The organism is Flavobacterium sp. B183 (genome assembly GCF_023539155.1).
In the GTDB taxonomy this organism is placed as follows: domain Bacteria; phylum Bacteroidota; class Bacteroidia; order Flavobacteriales; family Flavobacteriaceae; genus Flavobacterium; species Flavobacterium tructae.
This window is the reverse complement of the sequence record NZ_CP097434.1, coordinates 114098-131219: the sequence shown is the minus strand read 5'-3', so window position 1 is coordinate 131219 and position 17122 is coordinate 114098. Positions and strand designations below refer to the sequence as shown.

The following is a 17122-nucleotide window of genomic DNA, read 5'->3' as shown; positions in this document are numbered from 1 at the left end:
TATGAATTGGAACCGTTACATAAAAGATTATCAGTCGTATTTGCGCATCGAGAGAGGTTTGTCTAAAAACACGATCGAAAACTATGGTTTTGACATCGAGCGTTTGTGTCTTTTTCTGGAAACCAATAGTATAGAGATCTCTCCCATAAAGATTGATGACGAAACGGTTCAGCAGTTTATTTATGCGGTAGCTAAAGAAGTCAATCCACGTTCACAGGCGAGAATTATTTCGGGATTGAAAAGTTTTTTTAATTATCTGGTTTTTGAAGATTACAGAAACGACAATCCGATGGAACTGATCGAAACTCCTAAAACAGGGCGGAAATTGCCCGATACGCTGTCTTTAGATGAAATTGATTCTCTTATTGCGGCAATTGATCTAAGTACCAATGAAGGGGAACGGAATCGCGCTATGTTGGAAACTTTGTACGGTTGCGGACTTAGGGTCTCGGAATTGGTTTCTTTGAAAATTTCTGATTTGTTTTTTGAAGAAGGATTCGTTAAAATTACCGGAAAGGGAAATAAAGAGCGTTTTGTTCCGGTGGGTAAATTTGCTCAGAAATACATTCAGATTTATCAGAAGGAGATTCGGGTGAATCTTAAAATAAAAAAAGGTTGTGAAGATACTTTATTTTTGAACAGGCGAGGAAATCAGCTTACACGCGCCATGATTTTTACCATTATAAAAGATCTCGCGGTAAAAATTAACCTCCATAAAAGTATCAGTCCACATACATTAAGGCATTCTTTTGCAACTCACTTACTTGAAAATGGTGCCGACTTAAGATCAATTCAGTTGATGTTAGGGCACGAATCGATTACTACGACCGAAATTTATGTGCATTTAGACAGGAGTTTTTTGAAAGAGGTAATGTTATCTTTTCATCCACGGAAGTAATTTTTGAAGCCGGAAGTCGTTTTTAAATCAAAAAAGTGATATATTGTATAATATTTTGTGGTAATTAGGGAATAAAAGAGCCAATTTCAGCTTTTGTTTTTTACTATTGGGATCATTGTTTTAATATTTCAATCTACATAAATAAGTGATATATGGTTTTTGATTTATATGGAAATGAGAATTGCTTAGAGGTAAATAATTTTTATAAAAAATTACTTGCCGAAATGCCGGACCTGCTGTTTCAGTTTGTTGTTGACAGCGAAAACAGGTATACTTTCCCCCTGGTCAGTAAATCAGCTGACGATATTTTTGAACTTAGTGTAAAAGAGTTTACCAATGATATTAAGTTGGTTATTTACGATCGTATTTTTCCCCAGGATCGTGATCTGTTTTTTCAGTCTTTAGTCAAAGCACGTAAAGAAGCAAAGCCCTGGAATGTCGAATTTAGAGCTGTTTTGCCTAAAAAAGGAATGCGATGGTTTAAGGTTTCTGCTAAAACAGAGCAGTCCACTGACGGGCGTGTTAGCTTTTTTGGACATGTTTCGGATATTACGGAACTAAAAGATAAGGAAGAAAAACTACGTATTTCTGAAGAGCGTTTTCAATTTGCTCTTGAGGCCTCTACTGCCGGAATCTGGGATTGGGATATGGTGACTAATAGGGTTTTCTATTCGTCATTGTCGTTAAAGATTTTGGAATTGGATTCTGCTGATATTTTCGATGATCCGGAACGTTGGGATAAGATTGTGCATCCCGAAGATCTTCCAAAATACTATTCGGATATACAGGAGCATTTTGATAATAAGATCCCATATTACGAAAATTACCATCGTGTCATGACTTCAAGCGGTAATTATAAATGGATTCTGGATCGCGGAAAGGTTATTGAAAGGGATGAAAATGGAAAACCATTGCGTGTGATCGGAACACATACTGATGTTTCTTTGCAGAAAGAGAAGGAGTTGGAGCTCTTAAAAACGATGAAATTGTACAGCGATCAAAATAGCCGATTGGTGAATTTTTCACATATTGTTTCGCATAATTTGAATACGCAGGCCGGAAATATAAAGTCGATCCTGGATTTTATTGACGCGGATGTTGACAAACAAACTGTAAACGAAATGTTGGAACATTTACGAACTGTTTCTAATGACCTGAACGATACGATTGCCAATTTAACTCAGATTGTAAAGACACAAAGCAATATCAATATTGCTGTGGCGCCATTAAAGCTTTCAGAATATATTGAGAAAACAATTTCAACCATTAGAGGGTACGACAAGCATAAGAAAGTCACAATTGTAAATAATGTTCCAAGGTATTTGACAATTAATTTTAACCCGGCTTATCTGGAAAGTGTTTTGCTGAATTTTACAACAAACGCTATAAAGTATGCGCATCCGGACAGAGATCCTGTTATTATTTTTGATTTTTCAATCGAACCGGACGGTTACAAATCATTAAAAATTACAGATAATGGTTTGGGAATCGATTTGGCGGTGTACGGTGATTTATTATTCGGGATGTATAAAACTTTTCACAAAAATCAGGAGGCAAGGGGAATAGGGCTCTATATTACCAGAAATCAAATCGAGGCAATGAAGGGAAGTATTTCAGTAGAAAGTACAGTGGGAGTAGGAACGAGCTTTAAAATTATCTTTAACGATATTTAGGGGGGTGCGGCAGTCTCAGTCGAACTGACAGTAGTCTTGGCTGTAGTTTTATTGATAATGTTAGTACCAATATTTAGGACGGTTTATCACGGTTGCCGTCCTGAGTGAAGTCGAAAATTTGAGTCTGGGCGAAGAGGTGAGTGTCAGTCTGAGCGAAGTCGAAGACTGATGAGCTAAGTGTAAATTACCAGACCGTAGTGTTATAAAAAATAAAGGCTATCTTGTTTAAGATAGCCTTTATTTCTATGAATAATGATAGAGATTACTTTGCAATATTAACCGCTCTGGTTTCTCTAATTACGGTAACTTTTACCTGACCCGGATAAGTCATTTCAGTTTGGATTTTTTGTGAAATCTCGAAAGATAAATTCGCAGCATTGTCATCAGAAACTTTTTCGCTTTCTACAATTACACGAAGTTCTCTACCGGCTTGGATTGCGTATGCATTTTTCACACCGCTAAATCCGTAAGCTACTTCTTCAAGGTCTTTCAAACGCTGAATGTATGAGTCTAAAACCTGACGTCTCGCTCCTGGTCGTGCGCCTGAAATAGCATCACAAACCTGAACAATCGGAGAAAGTAATGATTTCATTTCGATCTCGTCGTGGTGCGCTCCAATAGCGTTGCAAACTTCTTCTTTTTCGCCATATTTCTCTGCCCACTGCATACCTAGTAAGGCGTGAGGTAAATCACTTTCAGTATCCGGAACTTTACCAATATCGTGAAGTAAACCAGCTCTTTTGGCTAATTTTACGTTTAAGCCTAATTCGGCAGCCATGATACCACAAAGTTTAGAAACTTCTCTTGAGTGCTGTAGTAAGTTTTGTCCGTAAGAAGAACGGTATTTCATCCTACCTACAACTTTAATCAATTCAGGATGTAAACCGTGAATTCCTAAGTCGATAACAGTACGTTTACCAACTTCGATAATCTCGTCGTCAATTTGTTTCGCTGTTTTAGCAACTACTTCTTCAATTCTTGCAGGGTGAATACGTCCGTCTGTTACCAGTTTATGCAAAGATAAACGGGCAATTTCTCTACGAACAGGGTCGAAACAAGAAAGGATGATCGCTTCAGGTGTGTCGTCAACAATGATTTCAACTCCCGTTGCAGCTTCAAGAGCTCTAATGTTACGTCCCTCACGTCCAATGATTCTACCTTTTACATCATCAGATTCAATGTTGAATACTGAAACGCAATTTTCAACTGCTTCCTCAGTTCCAACTCTCTGGATCGTATTGATGATGATTTTCTTTGCTTCTTGCTGAGCAGTAAGTTTAGCCTCTTCGATAGTATCCTGAATGTGAGACATCGCTTTGCTTTTAGCTTCGGCTTTTAATCCTTCTACTAATTGCTCTTTTGCTTCTTCGGCAGAAAGTCCTGAGATTACTTCAAGCTGTTGCAATTGACTTTTGTGTAATTTGTCAACTTCAGTTTGTTTTTTGTCTAAAACTTCAATTTTGTTGTTGTATTCCTGTGTTTTAGATTCAAACTCGTCGTTTACTTTTTTTGCCTTCGAAAGTTCGTTAGAAACTTGTGATTCTTTATCGCGTACTCTTTTTTCTACCTCTGCTACTTTTTTATCTCTTGCTAAAATAACTTGTTCGTGCTCTGATTTTAGTTCGATAAAACGTTCTTTTGCCTGAAGGATTTTATCTTTCTTAATATTTTCGGCTTCTAAATTAGCATCTTTTAAAATGGAAGCTGCTTCTTTTTTAGCGTTTTTGATGAGGTTAGAAATATTGCTTTTTTCGATGATTTTAGCAATCGCAAAACCTGCTGCAATTCCTATAACGCCTGAAATAATGATCGTTATTATGTCCATGTTTGTTAAAATTTATATATAAAAAAAGCCTACATTAATTGCTTGAATAAACTCGTAAAGACAAGTTTTGAGCTAACTCACTGTTCAAGTTTCCAAGCCGAAGCATGGCATACTATAGTAGCGACGATTTGCTCATTCTAAATTGTTAGTGTTGAGTTTACCAATTGTGAACTAATGTAGGCAGTATCTTAGTTGTTGTAAAAGAACGTTTAATTTTCGAGATATTGATCTAATAGCGCATTTAATCTTTTAATTCTTTCGATAGTTTCTTCTCCATCGATTGCATTGTCAATTTGTTTTTGTTCGACTTGCGATGCAAATTGCAGGGCACACATCGCCAGAACATCCTGTTTGTCACGAACCGCATAACTTTCTTCGAATTGCTTAATCATAGCATCAATTTTTTTAGAAGCACTTCTGAGTCCTTCTTCCTGAGCAGGTTCAACCGTTAAAGGGTAAACTCTGTCTGCAACTGATATTTTAATTTTAAGCTTTCCGTCCATGTCGTCTTGGTTAATCGGATAACTGTGCTATACAGTAGTCAATTTCGCGAATTAATGAATTTATTTTAAGCTTTGTCTCTCTCTTGTTGTTGTCACTGCCGAGTAACGAATTGGCGATCTTAAGTGTTTCATGTTGCTTTTTCAAAGCTTCAATTTCTTCAGATTGTTTCTGGATAATTTGCGCAGCTTTGGCTAATTCTAATTGTAAAGCCTGATTATTATGCTCTAGGCCTTTTGATTTCTCAAAAAGCTTTTCGACTTTATATTCAAGAGTATCAATTATTTCGGCAATTACACTCATTATAAATCCTATTCATTACTTAATCCTACAAAGTTAGTATTCCTTTTTATTAATGCAATTTTTTATCGATTTTTTTACATTAAAAATAAACAAACGAATGAAATTCAATCGATTGTATTTTTGTGGCGTTATACTCGGTTTTCGCTTCTTAATTTTTTATCTTAGCAAAAATGTTACTTATGAGATTTTCGTTACTTGCCCTGCTTTTTAGTCCGTTTATTTTTGCGCAGACGCAATATCCAAAAGATTATTTTCGTCCGCCGCTGGATATTCCCATGCAGCTTTCCGGTAATTTCGGGGAGTTGCGACCAAATCATTTCCATGCGGGGTTTGATTTGAAAACGAATCAGAGAGAAGGATTAAAGGTCTACGCCATTGCTGACGGATATGTGTCGAGAATTAAAATTTCGACTTTTGGCAACGGTAAATGCATCTACATTACACATCCAAACGGATACACTTCGGTATACGGACATTTGCAAACTCCGGTAGGACCAATTTTGGATTATGTAACCAAAACACATTATAAGGAAAAGGCTTATGAGATTGAAATGTTTCCAAAACCCAACGAACTACCGGTTACAAAAGGTGATCTGATTGGACTTTCCGGCAATACAGGTTCATCAGAAGGACCGCATCTTCATTTTGAAATTCGGGATACTAAAACAGAATTTGTAATTAATCCCATATTTTTTGGTTTCGATAAAAATCTAAAAGATACTAAAAAACCTAGTATTTCGAGTGTGTATGTTTATCCGATGGATAATGCGACGGTAAATCAGTCCAAACAGCCTTTGTTGCTGAATGTTGCCCTGCAAAAGGACGGGACTTATCTGGCTGGTAAAGTAAAAGCTAATGGTAGAATTGGTTTCGGAATTTCTGCAGTAGATTATGATGATGTTTCGTTTAATAAAAATGGTGTTTTTAGTGTTTCTACTTTTCTGAACGGAAATCAAAATTACAATTATCAATTCAATACCTATTCCTTCGATGAGATGCGATACATAAATGCTTTTATCGATTATGGCAAATATAAAAAGTCAGGTCAGCGGGTTCAGAAACTCTTTATGAAAACACCTTACGCGTTGAGCATTATTAAAACCGATTCCTTGCGTGGGATTGTTTCGGCCGAACCTAATTTAGCATCCACTTACAGAATTGAGGTTTCGGATTATTTTGGGAATTTAAGCACGGTTACTGTTCCGGTTGAATATGATACGGCGACGCCAGTTGTAAAAGAGCAGCCAATAACTTCAAAATACTTTATTAAAGTCAATAAAGATTCAAATTTTGAAAAAGACAATATGTCTGTGTTTTTTCCGGCTGGAACTTTTTATGATGATTTTAATTTAAACTTTGATGTTAAAAATAACCGTATTTACGTTCACGACGATACCGTTCCGGTACATTCCAATTTTACCATTACGATTAAGGACAGCTCGTTTCCGGAGGCTTTAAGAGATAAACTTTTTATTGGAAGATTTAACGGAAACTCCGCCAGTTATAACGGAACAGTAAGAAAAGGCGATGTTTTTACTGCCAAATCAAAAATATTAGGGCAGTTCGGATTAGTTCTGGACACTATAGCGCCTGTCATTAAAATCGTAAAACCAATTCAGGACAAGTGGGTTACCGGAGTTAAAAAGATAGAATTTATCATTAATGATGCTTCTTCCGGAATCAAATCATACAACGGTTATCTTAATGGAAACTGGATTCTGTTTGAATATGAAAGTAAATCAAGAAAAATAACGCATACTTTTGATGATACTCTCCTTGCTGAAGGAGCAAATGATTTAAAAATTGAAGTGATTGATAATGTAGGAAATTCTGCTATCTTTGAGACTCATTTTTTTAGAAGCCAACAAAAATAAAACCCAAACACTTGAATCAAATTAAGTTAATAGCTGTTTTCCTTTTTTTATGCATGACCAGTATTTCATTTGCTCAAAAGGCTCATGTAAAAGGTGTTATTCTGGATGAGCAGAAACGTCCTGTGGCTGGAGTAAATATCAGTTCTTCCGGGAATGTTTCGCAATCTGATTCAAATGGTTTTTATGAAATCATAGTGCCGTCAGGTAAAAAGATTTCGTTGATTTTTACTCACGTTTCTTTAAAAATGATGAGTCTGACCGTACATTTAACCTCAAATGAGATTTTCGTTTTTAATCCCTTAATGAGTAGTTCCGAAGAACAAATGGGAGAAGTTTTTGTTTCTTCTAAAAGTAAGAAGAGGATTCAGGGTATCGCAAATGTCGATGTCGCTACTATTAAGAAAATACCGGGAGCCAATGCCGGAATCGAGAATATTTTAAAAACACTGCCAGGTGTAAATTCCAATAATGAACTGAGTACACAATATGCTGTTCGGGGTGGAAATTACGATGAAAATCTGGTGTATGTGAACGAGGTTGAAGTCTACCGTCCGTTTTTAATTCGTTCCGGACAACAGGAAGGGTTGAGTTTTACCAATACCGATTTAGTGCAGAATGTTGACTTTTCGGCAGGAGGATTTCAGGCAAAGTTTGGAGATAAATTATCCTCTGTTTTAGACATCACTTACAGAAAACCAACGCAGTTTGGCGCTTCGCTTGAAGCCAGTTTGCTTGGCGGAAGTATATCGGTCGATGCTGTTTCTAAAAATAAAAAATGGTCGGCTGTAACCGGAGTTCGTTATAGGAATAATAGCTTGTTGGTGAATAGTCAGGATACACAAACGAATTATACTCCAACTTTTGCAGATATTCAGACCAATGTTAATTATGATATTTCTGCAAAATGGCAAATGAGCTTTTTAGGGAATATCTCTCAAAATAAATATTTGTATCAGCCTTTAACCCGTGAGACAAAATTTGGGACGATAGATCAGCCAATGGCACTTGCCGTGTATTATGACGGCAGGGAACGGGATCAGTACAATACCTATTTCGGTGCCTTGAAAACGACTTACAAAGCTTCACCCACTTTTACTTTGAAAGTAATTGGTTCGCTTTTTCATACCATAGAACAGGAGCATTTTGATATTCTCGCACAATATCGTTTGGGCAGTATAGAGAATGAAGATACCTCAAATGTTGATTTCACTCGTGGAATAGGTTCGCAATTGAGCCATGCCCGAAATGATTTAGATGCTTTAATCGCTAATATAGAGATTAAAGGTTTTAAAGAATGGAAAAATGACAGTCAGCTGGAATTTGGTTTGAAATATACGCGTGAATCAATTAGGGATCGAATTGTAGAGTGGGAGATGATTGATTCGGCTGGATTCTCGATTAATCCACCAATCGCTTTTTTACCAAAGAACAATCAGCCTTATGAGCCTTATACCGGACCGTTATTACCGTATCAGGAGGTACGGGCGACAAATTTTAATACCATAAACCGCTTTTCGGGATATGCGCAATGGAATAAAAAATCAGAAATAGGATCCAGTCAGGTTTGGTACAATCTCGGAGCTCGTTTTCAGAGTTGGAATGTTTCAGGAAGTGCTGTTGAAGGTAAGACTCAAACCGTTTTCAGTCCGCGTGCCCAATTTGCTTTAAAACCGGATTGGGATATGGACATGCTCTTCCGACTTTCCGGAGGATTGTACCATCAGCCCCCTTTTTATAGAGAACTTAGAGATTTAAATGGTGTGGTCAATCCAAATGTGAAAGCGCAGGAATCTGTTCATATCGTTTTGGGGAACGATTATAATTTTAAAATGTGGAACCGCCCTTTTAAATGGGTTACAGAACTTTATTATAAATCGCTGTCGGATGTAAATGTGTATTCGATCGATAATGTCAGAATTCGATATGTTGCCAATAATAATGCGAAAGCCTATGCGCAAGGAGTTGATTTCAGACTGAATGGAGAGTTTGTACCCGGAACAGAATCGTGGATTAGCTTTGGGTATTTAAAAACCGAAGAGAATTATGAAAACAAAGGTTATATCGCGAGACCTACAGATCAGCGATTGAAATTTGCGATGTTGTTTCAGGATTATATGCCAAGTATTCCAAGTGTAAAGTTGTATTTGAATCTGGTTTATAATACCGGTTTACCCGGAGGAGCACCGGCTTATTCAGATCCATATCTGTACCAAAGAAGATTGAATGATTATCGCAGAGCCGATGTTGGTTTTGCGAAAGTTTTTGTAGATGGAAACACGAAAGTTGCTAAGGCTAAATGGTTGAAGAACTTTAAAGAATTGTCTGTTGGAGTTGAAATTTTCAATCTTTTCAATAATCAAAATGCGATTACCAATACTTGGGTTCGCGATGTGTATTCTAAAAATCAATATGCAATTCCAAATTATATGACCTCGAGGGTTTTTAATGTGAAGTTGAATGCGAGATTATAAAATATTGATTTCGTTCTTTCTGCTGAGTATGCAAGTATCTGCGTGAACAACCTATAGAAATGGTTCTAGTAAAATTCAATAAAACTAGATAATACAATCAAAAATACTATATTTGATATCCTAATAGAAGTAGCATACATGAAAAAGATCTTAACCTATATAGCCCTGGCAAGCATCGGAATACTTACAAGTTGTAAAGATGAAGTGAAGAAACCTAAAGTAATTTACGACACCGCCAGTAAAACGAATACTGTTGCAAAAACAGATTCTACACAGATTGAAATAGCCGATTTGCCTATTCAAATGGAAGGAACAAGTTATTTGATTCATCCGGTTGGAGACTTGCGTGTTTTTGAAAAAGGAACAAAAGCCCGTTATGGCTCTTCGAGTGTAAATGATGTAAGTTTTACAATCTCTAATTTAGGAGAATTTGAAATCACGGGTTATTTGCAGAACCTGAAGTTTCAGAAAGTTGATTCAGATTCCATACGTCCTTTGACAGATAAACCAGCCCTGATTTTGACGGCTACTTATTTAAAAACGGTTGCTGATAAAACACAGAATCAGATTATGGTCTATACTCTGGCCGACTCAGATACCAATAAAGATGGTAAAATTGACACCAGTGATATTAAGACCTTGTATTTAAGTAATATCAGCGGTGAGCGTTTTACTAAAATTTCAGAAGACTTTCAGGAATTGGTAGACTGGAATTTAATCGAATCAAGAAATCGTTTGTATTTCAGAACGATTGAAGATACGAACCAAAATGGGCAGTTTGATAAAAATGATGTTTTACATTACAATTATATTGACTTAGCTTCAAAAAAATGGGAAGTGAAGAGTTATAAGCCTATTTAGAAGGTTCTAAGGTGCTGAGATTCTAAGATCCTGAGATTTTTGAACCAGAAAAAAGGTTTTTAAAAATTAAGTAAATTAATTTTTAAAAACCTTTTTTCTTTTAGATGATGCGTAAAATCTTTTTCATCTGTGCAATCTGTGGCAAAAAAAACTTAGAACCTTAGCACCTCAGAATCTCAGCACCTTTAAAAAACCTATATCAAAATATCACTTTCCAGATCCGATTTCTCGATATCAAGATCAAATCCCAGGCGTTCCGTTAAATCGATTACCAGTTTTTTGTACCAGTTTTCAGATTTTGGATGAATGTAAATCTTTTCGATCAATTGCTTTAGGTCAACATTGATTTTTAAGCCATCGTTTAGTTTAATGTCGCTTTTTGAAGTATCGGTAAGAATTCGAACTTCTCTTTCGTACTGAAAGCTTTTGCGCTTAAATAAAAAGGGAAAAAATAAATCATCAAACGGAATGTACTCTTTTTTGTAGTCGATATAATTTACCTCGCCAATGTATTGATCGTAATTGTTTTCCGGTTTTACAGCATTCTGTAATCTTCCTATGGTAGACTGAATAGCTAGACCCTCATTGTTTTTGGTGAAAATCTGCCACATAGCAAACGATTCATATTCGTTGATGTGCCAGCTGCTTATGGCTACCTGTTCGCGATGGGTTTTGTAGTAGTTTAAGAAATCAGGATTGTCTATGGCTAGTTTTTTTATCTCTTCAAAGGTTGGCTCGCTAAAAGTACCCTCGTACTGATCCTCAAACTTGTCAGAACGAGACATGAATAGTTTTTTGGACATTAATAAATCAAGGAATTTAGATAAGTCTAAGTATTTCCAGACAATTGTATCCGGGTCATCCGGAAGTTTTATGTTTGAATTATTAAGGTACATTTTTACGGATTTAAGATTATTCGAAATAAAAAAGCCACAAATTATACAGATAAATATAAGATTTTAATTCGTTGAGAGAAAAATAATCTGTGGTAATCTGTATAATTTGTGGCTAAGCCTGTCTGCTTATGTTTAGGACTCGAAAGACTGCATGGTCACCAGTTTGTTGTAGGTTCCGTTATGCGCAATCAGTTCGTCATGTGTTCCTTGTTCTACGATTTTTCCTTTTTGCATAACAACAATTAGATCTGCTTTCTGAATGGTTGAAAGTCGGTGAGCAATTACAATCGAAGTTCTGTTTTGCATCATGTTTTCTAACGCCACCTGAACAAATTTCTCGCTTTCAGTATCCAATGCCGATGTGGCTTCATCCAAAATCATAATTGGTGGGTTTTTCAAGACCGCTCGGGCAATTGATAATCGTTGTTTTTGTCCTCCTGAAAGTTTGTTTCCGCTGTCTCCAATATTGGTGTAAATGCCTAAAGGAAGTTCTTTTACAAATTCAAAGGCATTTGCAATTTTTAATGCCTCGATAATTTCATCGTCTGTCGTGTCGAGTTTTCCTAAGGCGATATTAGCTTTGATAGTATCATTGAATAAAATACTGTCCTGCGTAACCAGTCCCATCAAACTGCGAAGCGACTGAAGATTCATGTCTTTAATATTGATGCCGTCAATTGAAATTGTTCCGTCGTTTACATCATAAAAACGGGTTAACAAATTAGCAATCGTACTTTTTCCACTACCGGATTGTCCAACAAGTGCAACAGTTTGTCCTTTTTTAATGTCAAGAGAAAAGTCTTTCAGAACCGTTTCGTCTTCGTATTTAAAGTTGATATTCTGAACGCTAATGTTACTGTCGAACGTTGTTTTTTCAACTGCTTTGTCTTTAGAGGTAATGGTATTTTCCTGTTCTAAAATTTCAAGAACACGTTCCGCAGCGGCGTTTCCTCTTTTTACCCCGTAAGAAGCTTTAGAGATTGCTTTTGCTGGAGTTAAAATGTTATAAGCTAATCCCATATAGGCAATAAAAGATGGGCCGTCGAGTGTTTTTTCAATCAGAACCATTTGACCTCCATACCAAAGCAATATGGCAATTACGGTGATACCCATAAATTCACTGGCAGGCGATGCTAAGTTCTGGCGATTTCCAATACTATTGGACAGTTTGAAAAAACGTTCCGTTGAATTTTGAAAGATAGTGTTAAAGTAATTCTCAGCATTGTATCCTTTTACCACTTTTAAACCACCAATCGTTTCTTCGATAGTAGATAAAAAGCTGCCTTGTTCCTGTTGAGCTTTACCCGATTGTTTCTTTAATTGTTTTCCGATTAAGGAGATAATATATCCCGAAACAGGAATAAAAACAAATACAAACAGGGTAAGTTTAGCGCTGATGATTAACATAGCGCATATGGTAAATACAATAGTTAAAGGCTCTTTTACGATAAGTTCTAAGATCGCTAAAAACGAAGTTTGAACCTCATTGACATCAGCAGAAATTCGGGAGATAACATCTCCTTTTCTTTTTTCAGAATAAAAAGCCAAAGGCAATTCCAGTGTTTTTTTATACAGCGCATTTCGCATGTCTCGTAATACACCATTTCGCAAAAAATTAATGAAAAACATAGCGAGATAGTCGGCTAAATTTTTCAATAAGAATATCGAAATAATAAGTGCCACCATCACAGAAAGTATAAATCCGGGATTATTAGGATCGGTATTCTTTGTAATGTAATAGCTTAGGTAGTTTTCGGCAAATTCTTTTGCATGGGTAATTCCGTCATAAGTTGGCATCACATAATTCTTCTTTGTTTTGTCAAACAAAACCTGAAGCATCGGAATTAATGCCATGAAAGAAAGCGTGCTAAAAAGTGCATACAAAATATTAAAAAAGATATTTAAGAATGCATATCTTTTATACGGATATATAAAAGGAACTATTTTTTTGAAATTACTCATTTATTTTTGATGTTATTTTCTGCTATGGCAATTGCTTTTTCTAGCTTTTCTAATAATAATTTTTTTTCAGGTAATTGGGTTAAATAGGCTGAGACTTTGATTTGTTTGTCATTATCCAGCATTAGATAATTAATCTGTTCGGGTGATTTTTCACTGCATAAAATTAATCCAATTGGTTTGTTTTCTCCTTCTTTTTGTTCGTTTTTCTCTAACCAGCGTAAATACAATTCCATTTGGCCTTTATAGCCGGCTTTAAATTTTCCTAGTTTTAGATCGATAGCGACCAGAGATTTTAATCCCCTATGGTAAAAAAGTAAATCAATATAAAAATCTTCATCATCAATAGTAATTCTTTTTTGACGGGCTAGAAAAGCAAATTCACTACCCATCTCTGTGATGAAGTTTTGTAATTGAGCTAAGATGGAACTTTCTAAGTCTTTTTCGGAATAAGTATCATGTAATCCTAAGAAATCTAAGAAATACGGATCTCGAAAAGTTAAGTCCGGACTAATTTGTTTTTCGTTTTTCAGTAAAGCTAAATCATTAACGATTGTTTCTTCTGGTCTTTTGCTGATAGCTGTTCTTTCAAAAAGCATGCTGTCCATACGTTCTTGTAAAGTTCGAACACTCCATCTTTCGTGAATACTCATTTGGATGTAAAATTCACGTTTTATATCATCTTCAATGTAAATTAATGATCTGATATGAGACCAGGTCAATTGTGCACACACTGTGTGCACAATTGTAAAGTCTTGTATTACAGTGTTTAATTTGATGAAACTATGTAAGTTTCTTTTGTTGAAACCAGTTCCGTATCTGTTTGAAAGATTAATGCTTAGATTCTGAATAAGTCTCTTTCCATAATCAGCCCGATCATTTTTTAAAATCTCTTCATTGATTGTTTTTCCAATCTTCCAGTATAAGAGCGTTAATTCCTGATTAACCGTTTTGGCAACAAAATGACGTGTCTGATCTATTAGTCCAATGATTGAATCTAATAGTTCAGGTTTGTCATTTGTGTCAGGCTTGTCACTCATTGTTTTATTTCAATTGCATACCTGCAATAATGCTTTGTATCTTTTCGTCCAGGTAGCTTTCTGCCGCATCAAAATCCTCAACGGTATCCAACTGTGCATTAACACTAATGTAGAATTTAATTTTAGGCTCAGTTCCGCTTGGTCTTGCGCAAATTTTAGAACCGTCTTCAGTATAATAAATCAATACATTTGATTTTGGAATATCCATTACTGATTCTTCTCCGGTCAATAAATTCAAAGCAATTGATGTCTGGTAGTCTTCCATCATGATCACACGCTGTCCGCTGATTTCTTTTAACGGATTGTTACGCAGGCTGATCATCATTTGATTGATTTCCTCCAGACCCTGCATTCCTTTTTTGGTTAAAGAAATCAAATGTTCTTTATAGAAACCGTTTTCAACATAAAGTTGTAGAAGCTCTTTGTAAACACTGCTTCCTGCTGCTTTTGCCTGAGCGGCAACTTCACAGATTAATAAGGTTGCAGCAACGGCATCTTTGTCTCTTACGGCATCACCAACCATGAAACCAAAGCTTTCTTCACCACCTCCAATAAATTGAAGTTGAGGGAAATCTTTGATCATTTTGGCAATCCATTTAAAACCTGTCAATCCTACTTTGCATTCAACACCATAATTAGTGGCTAATTCCATCATCATCGGAGTGGAGACAATAGTAGATCCAATAAATTGTTTTCCGTTAATTTTACCTGCTTTTTTCCATTGTTTCAATAAGAAAGCAGTCATCATAACCATGGTTTGATTTCCGTTCAGTAAAATCAATTTGCCTTCGTTGTTTCTAACAGCAACACCAAGACGATCGCAATCAGGATCCGTTCCGATTACAATGTCTGAATTCGTTTTATCGGCCAAAGCCAGAGCCATAGTTAAAGCTTCAGGTTCTTCAGGATTTGGAGATTTTACCGTTGGAAAATTTCCGTCAGGAATAGCTTGTTCCGGTACGATGTGTACGTTTTTATAACCTGCCTGTGATAAAGTATCAGGAATAGATTTTATAGAGGTTCCGTGTAAAGAAGTAAAAACAATATGTAGATTGTCTTTTGCTTTAGCAGGAGTATTAAAGCTTGCGTTTTCGATAGACGATTTTACAAAAGCTTTGTCGAGTTCGATATCGATATACTCGATCAGGCTTTCGTTAGCTTTAAATTTAATTTTATCGTAAGTTAAATTTTCAATAGTGTTGATAATTGCATTGTCCTGTGGAGGTACAATTTGTCCGCCATCTTCCCAGTATACTTTATAGCCGTTATATTCCGGTGGGTTGTGAGAAGCAGTTAATACAATTCCGCATTGGCAACCTAAATATTTAAGTGCAAAGGATAATTCCGGAGTTGGTCGCAAATCTGAAAATAAATACACGTGAATTCCGTTTGCCGAAAAAACATCTGCAACAACCTTTGCTAAGGTATTGCTGTTGTGACGACAATCATACGCAATGACTACTTTTAAAGGTTGATTTGGGAACGCAATATGTAAATAATCAGATAAACCCTGAGTGTTTTTCCCAAGGGTGTATTTGTTAATTCGGTTGCTTCCAACACCCATCACACCACGCATTCCACCAGTTCCAAATTCCAGATTTTTATAAAAACTTTCCTCTAGTTCCTTTGGTGAGGTGGTCATTAACTCTTTAACAGCAGCTTGCGTTTCGCTGTCAAATGTAGGGGTTAGCCATTCGTTTACTGCATTTAGAATATTAGGCGCTATATTCATCATTCGTGTCTTTTTGTATTAAAATAATAAGTTTTTTATAGAGCTTATTCCCGCTATCCGTTTCAATCTTTTTCTTTTTAAAGGAAAAAGAAAAAGGATTTTCACTACTATCGGGGCTAAGGTTTTGCGTTAAAAATTAACCTCACGGGCTACTTTGTAACGAGCTTCGTTGTTTTTGGTTCTCAGGATAATTTCACCCAGAAAACCAGCCAGGAACAATTGTGTTCCCAGTATCATGGTAGTCAAAGCAATGAAAAACCATGGATTATTGGTGATTAGGCTGTACTTCATTCCATTATACATATGGTATAATTTTGAAATTCCAATATAACCAGCCAATAAAAAACCGATGATAAACATCAAAGATCCAATGGCACCAAACAAGTGCATAGGTCTTTTTCCGAATCGGGATAAGAACCAAATAGTAATTAAATCAAGAAAGCCGTTTATAAAACGTTCCATTCCAAATTTAGTTTCACCATATTTACGGGCCTGATGAATAACCACTTTTTCTCCGATTTTATTAAAACCGGCATTCTTAGCCAAAACCGGAATGTAACGGTGCATTTCGCCCGAAACTTCAACGTTTTTAACTACGGCATTTTTATAAGCTTTCAATCCGCAGTTGAAATCGTTTAACTCGACACCTGAAGTTTTTCTGGCGGCCCAGTTAAATAGTTTTGAAGGAAGATTTTTTGCTACAACAGAATCGTAACGTTTCTTTTTCCATCCTGAAACCAAATCAAATTTCTGAACTGTGATCATTTCATATAAACCCGGAATTTCATCCGGGCTATCTTGTAAATCCGCATCCATGGTGATGATAACATCTCCTTGTGCTTTGGCAAAACCAGCATGCAGAGCCTGCGATTTTCCAAAGTTTTTCATAAAACGAATTCCTTTTACATTCGGATTTTCGTTAGAGAAACTTTCAATGATATTCCAAGAATCATCTGTACTTCCATCATCCACAAAAATGATTTCATAAGAGTAATTGTTAGATTGCATCACTTTAATAATCCACGAATAGAGTTCTTTTAGTGATTCCTCCTCATTAAGAAGCGGTATAAGTATAGATAAATTCATTTA

General features: G+C 36.0%; 13 protein-coding genes. 5 read left to right on the top strand and 8 right to left on the bottom strand.

The features are described 5' to 3' along the window. Position 1 precedes the first annotated feature (1 nt). Together xerD and M4I44_RS00635 are read left to right on the top strand one after the other, a co-directional pair. Positions 2-898, top strand: a complete 897-nt coding sequence (xerD, locus tag M4I44_RS00640) for a site-specific tyrosine recombinase XerD (RefSeq protein ID WP_017498109.1) — start codon at positions 2-4, stop codon at positions 896-898. Positions 899-1050: 152 nt separating this feature from the next. Beyond that, positions 1051-2571 (top strand): PAS domain-containing protein, encoded by a 1521-nt coding sequence (locus M4I44_RS00635; RefSeq protein ID WP_249966237.1) that lies wholly within the window; start codon positions 1051-1053, stop codon positions 2569-2571. A 262-nt stretch (positions 2572-2833) separates the two neighbouring features. Here M4I44_RS00635 and rny read toward each other — a convergent pair whose 3' ends face one another. The 3 genes from rny to M4I44_RS00620 all read right to left on the bottom strand — a co-directional run bounded on the left by rny (position 2834) and on the right by M4I44_RS00620 (position 5200). Continuing rightward, positions 2834-4396 carry a ribonuclease Y gene (gene rny, locus M4I44_RS00630; protein WP_017498111.1) on the bottom strand — a complete coding sequence of 521 codons (1563 nt, stop codon included), beginning with the start codon at positions 4394-4396 and terminating at the stop codon, positions 2834-2836. Positions 4397-4605: 209 nt separating this feature from the next. Further along, on the bottom strand, positions 4606-4899 hold the full coding sequence (locus M4I44_RS00625; protein WP_017498112.1) for a cell division protein ZapA: 294 nt from the start codon (positions 4897-4899) through the stop codon (positions 4606-4608). A gap of 10 nt (positions 4900-4909) precedes the next feature. Then, positions 4910-5200: a Mis12-Mtw1 protein family gene (locus M4I44_RS00620; protein WP_017498113.1), complete on the bottom strand. Its 291-nt coding sequence runs from the start codon at positions 5198-5200 to the stop codon at positions 4910-4912. A 179-nt stretch (positions 5201-5379) separates the two neighbouring features. Here M4I44_RS00620 and M4I44_RS00615 point away from each other — a divergent pair, with 179 nt between their 5' ends. The 3 genes from M4I44_RS00615 (at position 5380) to M4I44_RS00605 (ending at position 10406) form a co-directional block, all read left to right on the top strand. Then, entirely contained in the window at positions 5380-7074 is a 1695-nt protein-coding gene (locus tag M4I44_RS00615) for a M23 family metallopeptidase (RefSeq protein ID WP_249966236.1), read from the top strand. 53 nt (positions 7075-7127) lie between these two features. Then, complete coding sequence (locus M4I44_RS00610; RefSeq protein ID WP_017498115.1) at positions 7128-9545, top strand: carboxypeptidase-like regulatory domain-containing protein; 2418 nt, start codon at positions 7128-7130, stop codon at positions 9543-9545. A 138-nt stretch (positions 9546-9683) separates the two neighbouring features. Next, positions 9684-10406 carry a hypothetical protein gene (locus M4I44_RS00605; protein ID WP_249966235.1) on the top strand — a complete coding sequence of 241 codons (723 nt, stop codon included), beginning with the start codon at positions 9684-9686 and terminating at the stop codon, positions 10404-10406. A 194-nt stretch (positions 10407-10600) separates the two neighbouring features. Here the strand turns inward: M4I44_RS00605 and M4I44_RS00600 are convergent, their stop codons facing one another. The 5 genes from M4I44_RS00600 to M4I44_RS00580 form a co-directional block, all read right to left on the bottom strand. Further along, positions 10601-11302, bottom strand: a complete 702-nt coding sequence (locus M4I44_RS00600; protein ID WP_017498118.1) for a hypothetical protein — start codon at positions 11300-11302, stop codon at positions 10601-10603. A 132-nt stretch (positions 11303-11434) separates the two neighbouring features. After that, positions 11435-13264, bottom strand: coding sequence for an ABC transporter ATP-binding protein (locus M4I44_RS00595; RefSeq protein WP_249966234.1), 1830 nt, complete (start codon positions 13262-13264; stop codon positions 11435-11437). After that, entirely contained in the window at positions 13261-14301 is a 1041-nt protein-coding gene (locus M4I44_RS00590; protein ID WP_017498121.1) for a YhcG family protein, read from the bottom strand. The genes M4I44_RS00595 and M4I44_RS00590 overlap by 4 nt, the downstream gene beginning before the upstream one ends. Positions 14302-14305: 4 nt before the next feature. Continuing rightward, positions 14306-16033, bottom strand: a complete 1728-nt coding sequence (locus M4I44_RS00585; protein ID WP_249967398.1) for a phospho-sugar mutase — start codon at positions 16031-16033, stop codon at positions 14306-14308. A gap of 129 nt (positions 16034-16162) precedes the next feature. Beyond that, the gene (locus M4I44_RS00580) at positions 16163-17119 is read right to left on the bottom strand and encodes a glycosyltransferase family 2 protein (RefSeq protein WP_070907617.1); all 957 of its coding nucleotides are present in this window, start codon (positions 17117-17119) and stop codon (positions 16163-16165) included. Positions 17120-17122 lie beyond the last annotated feature (3 nt).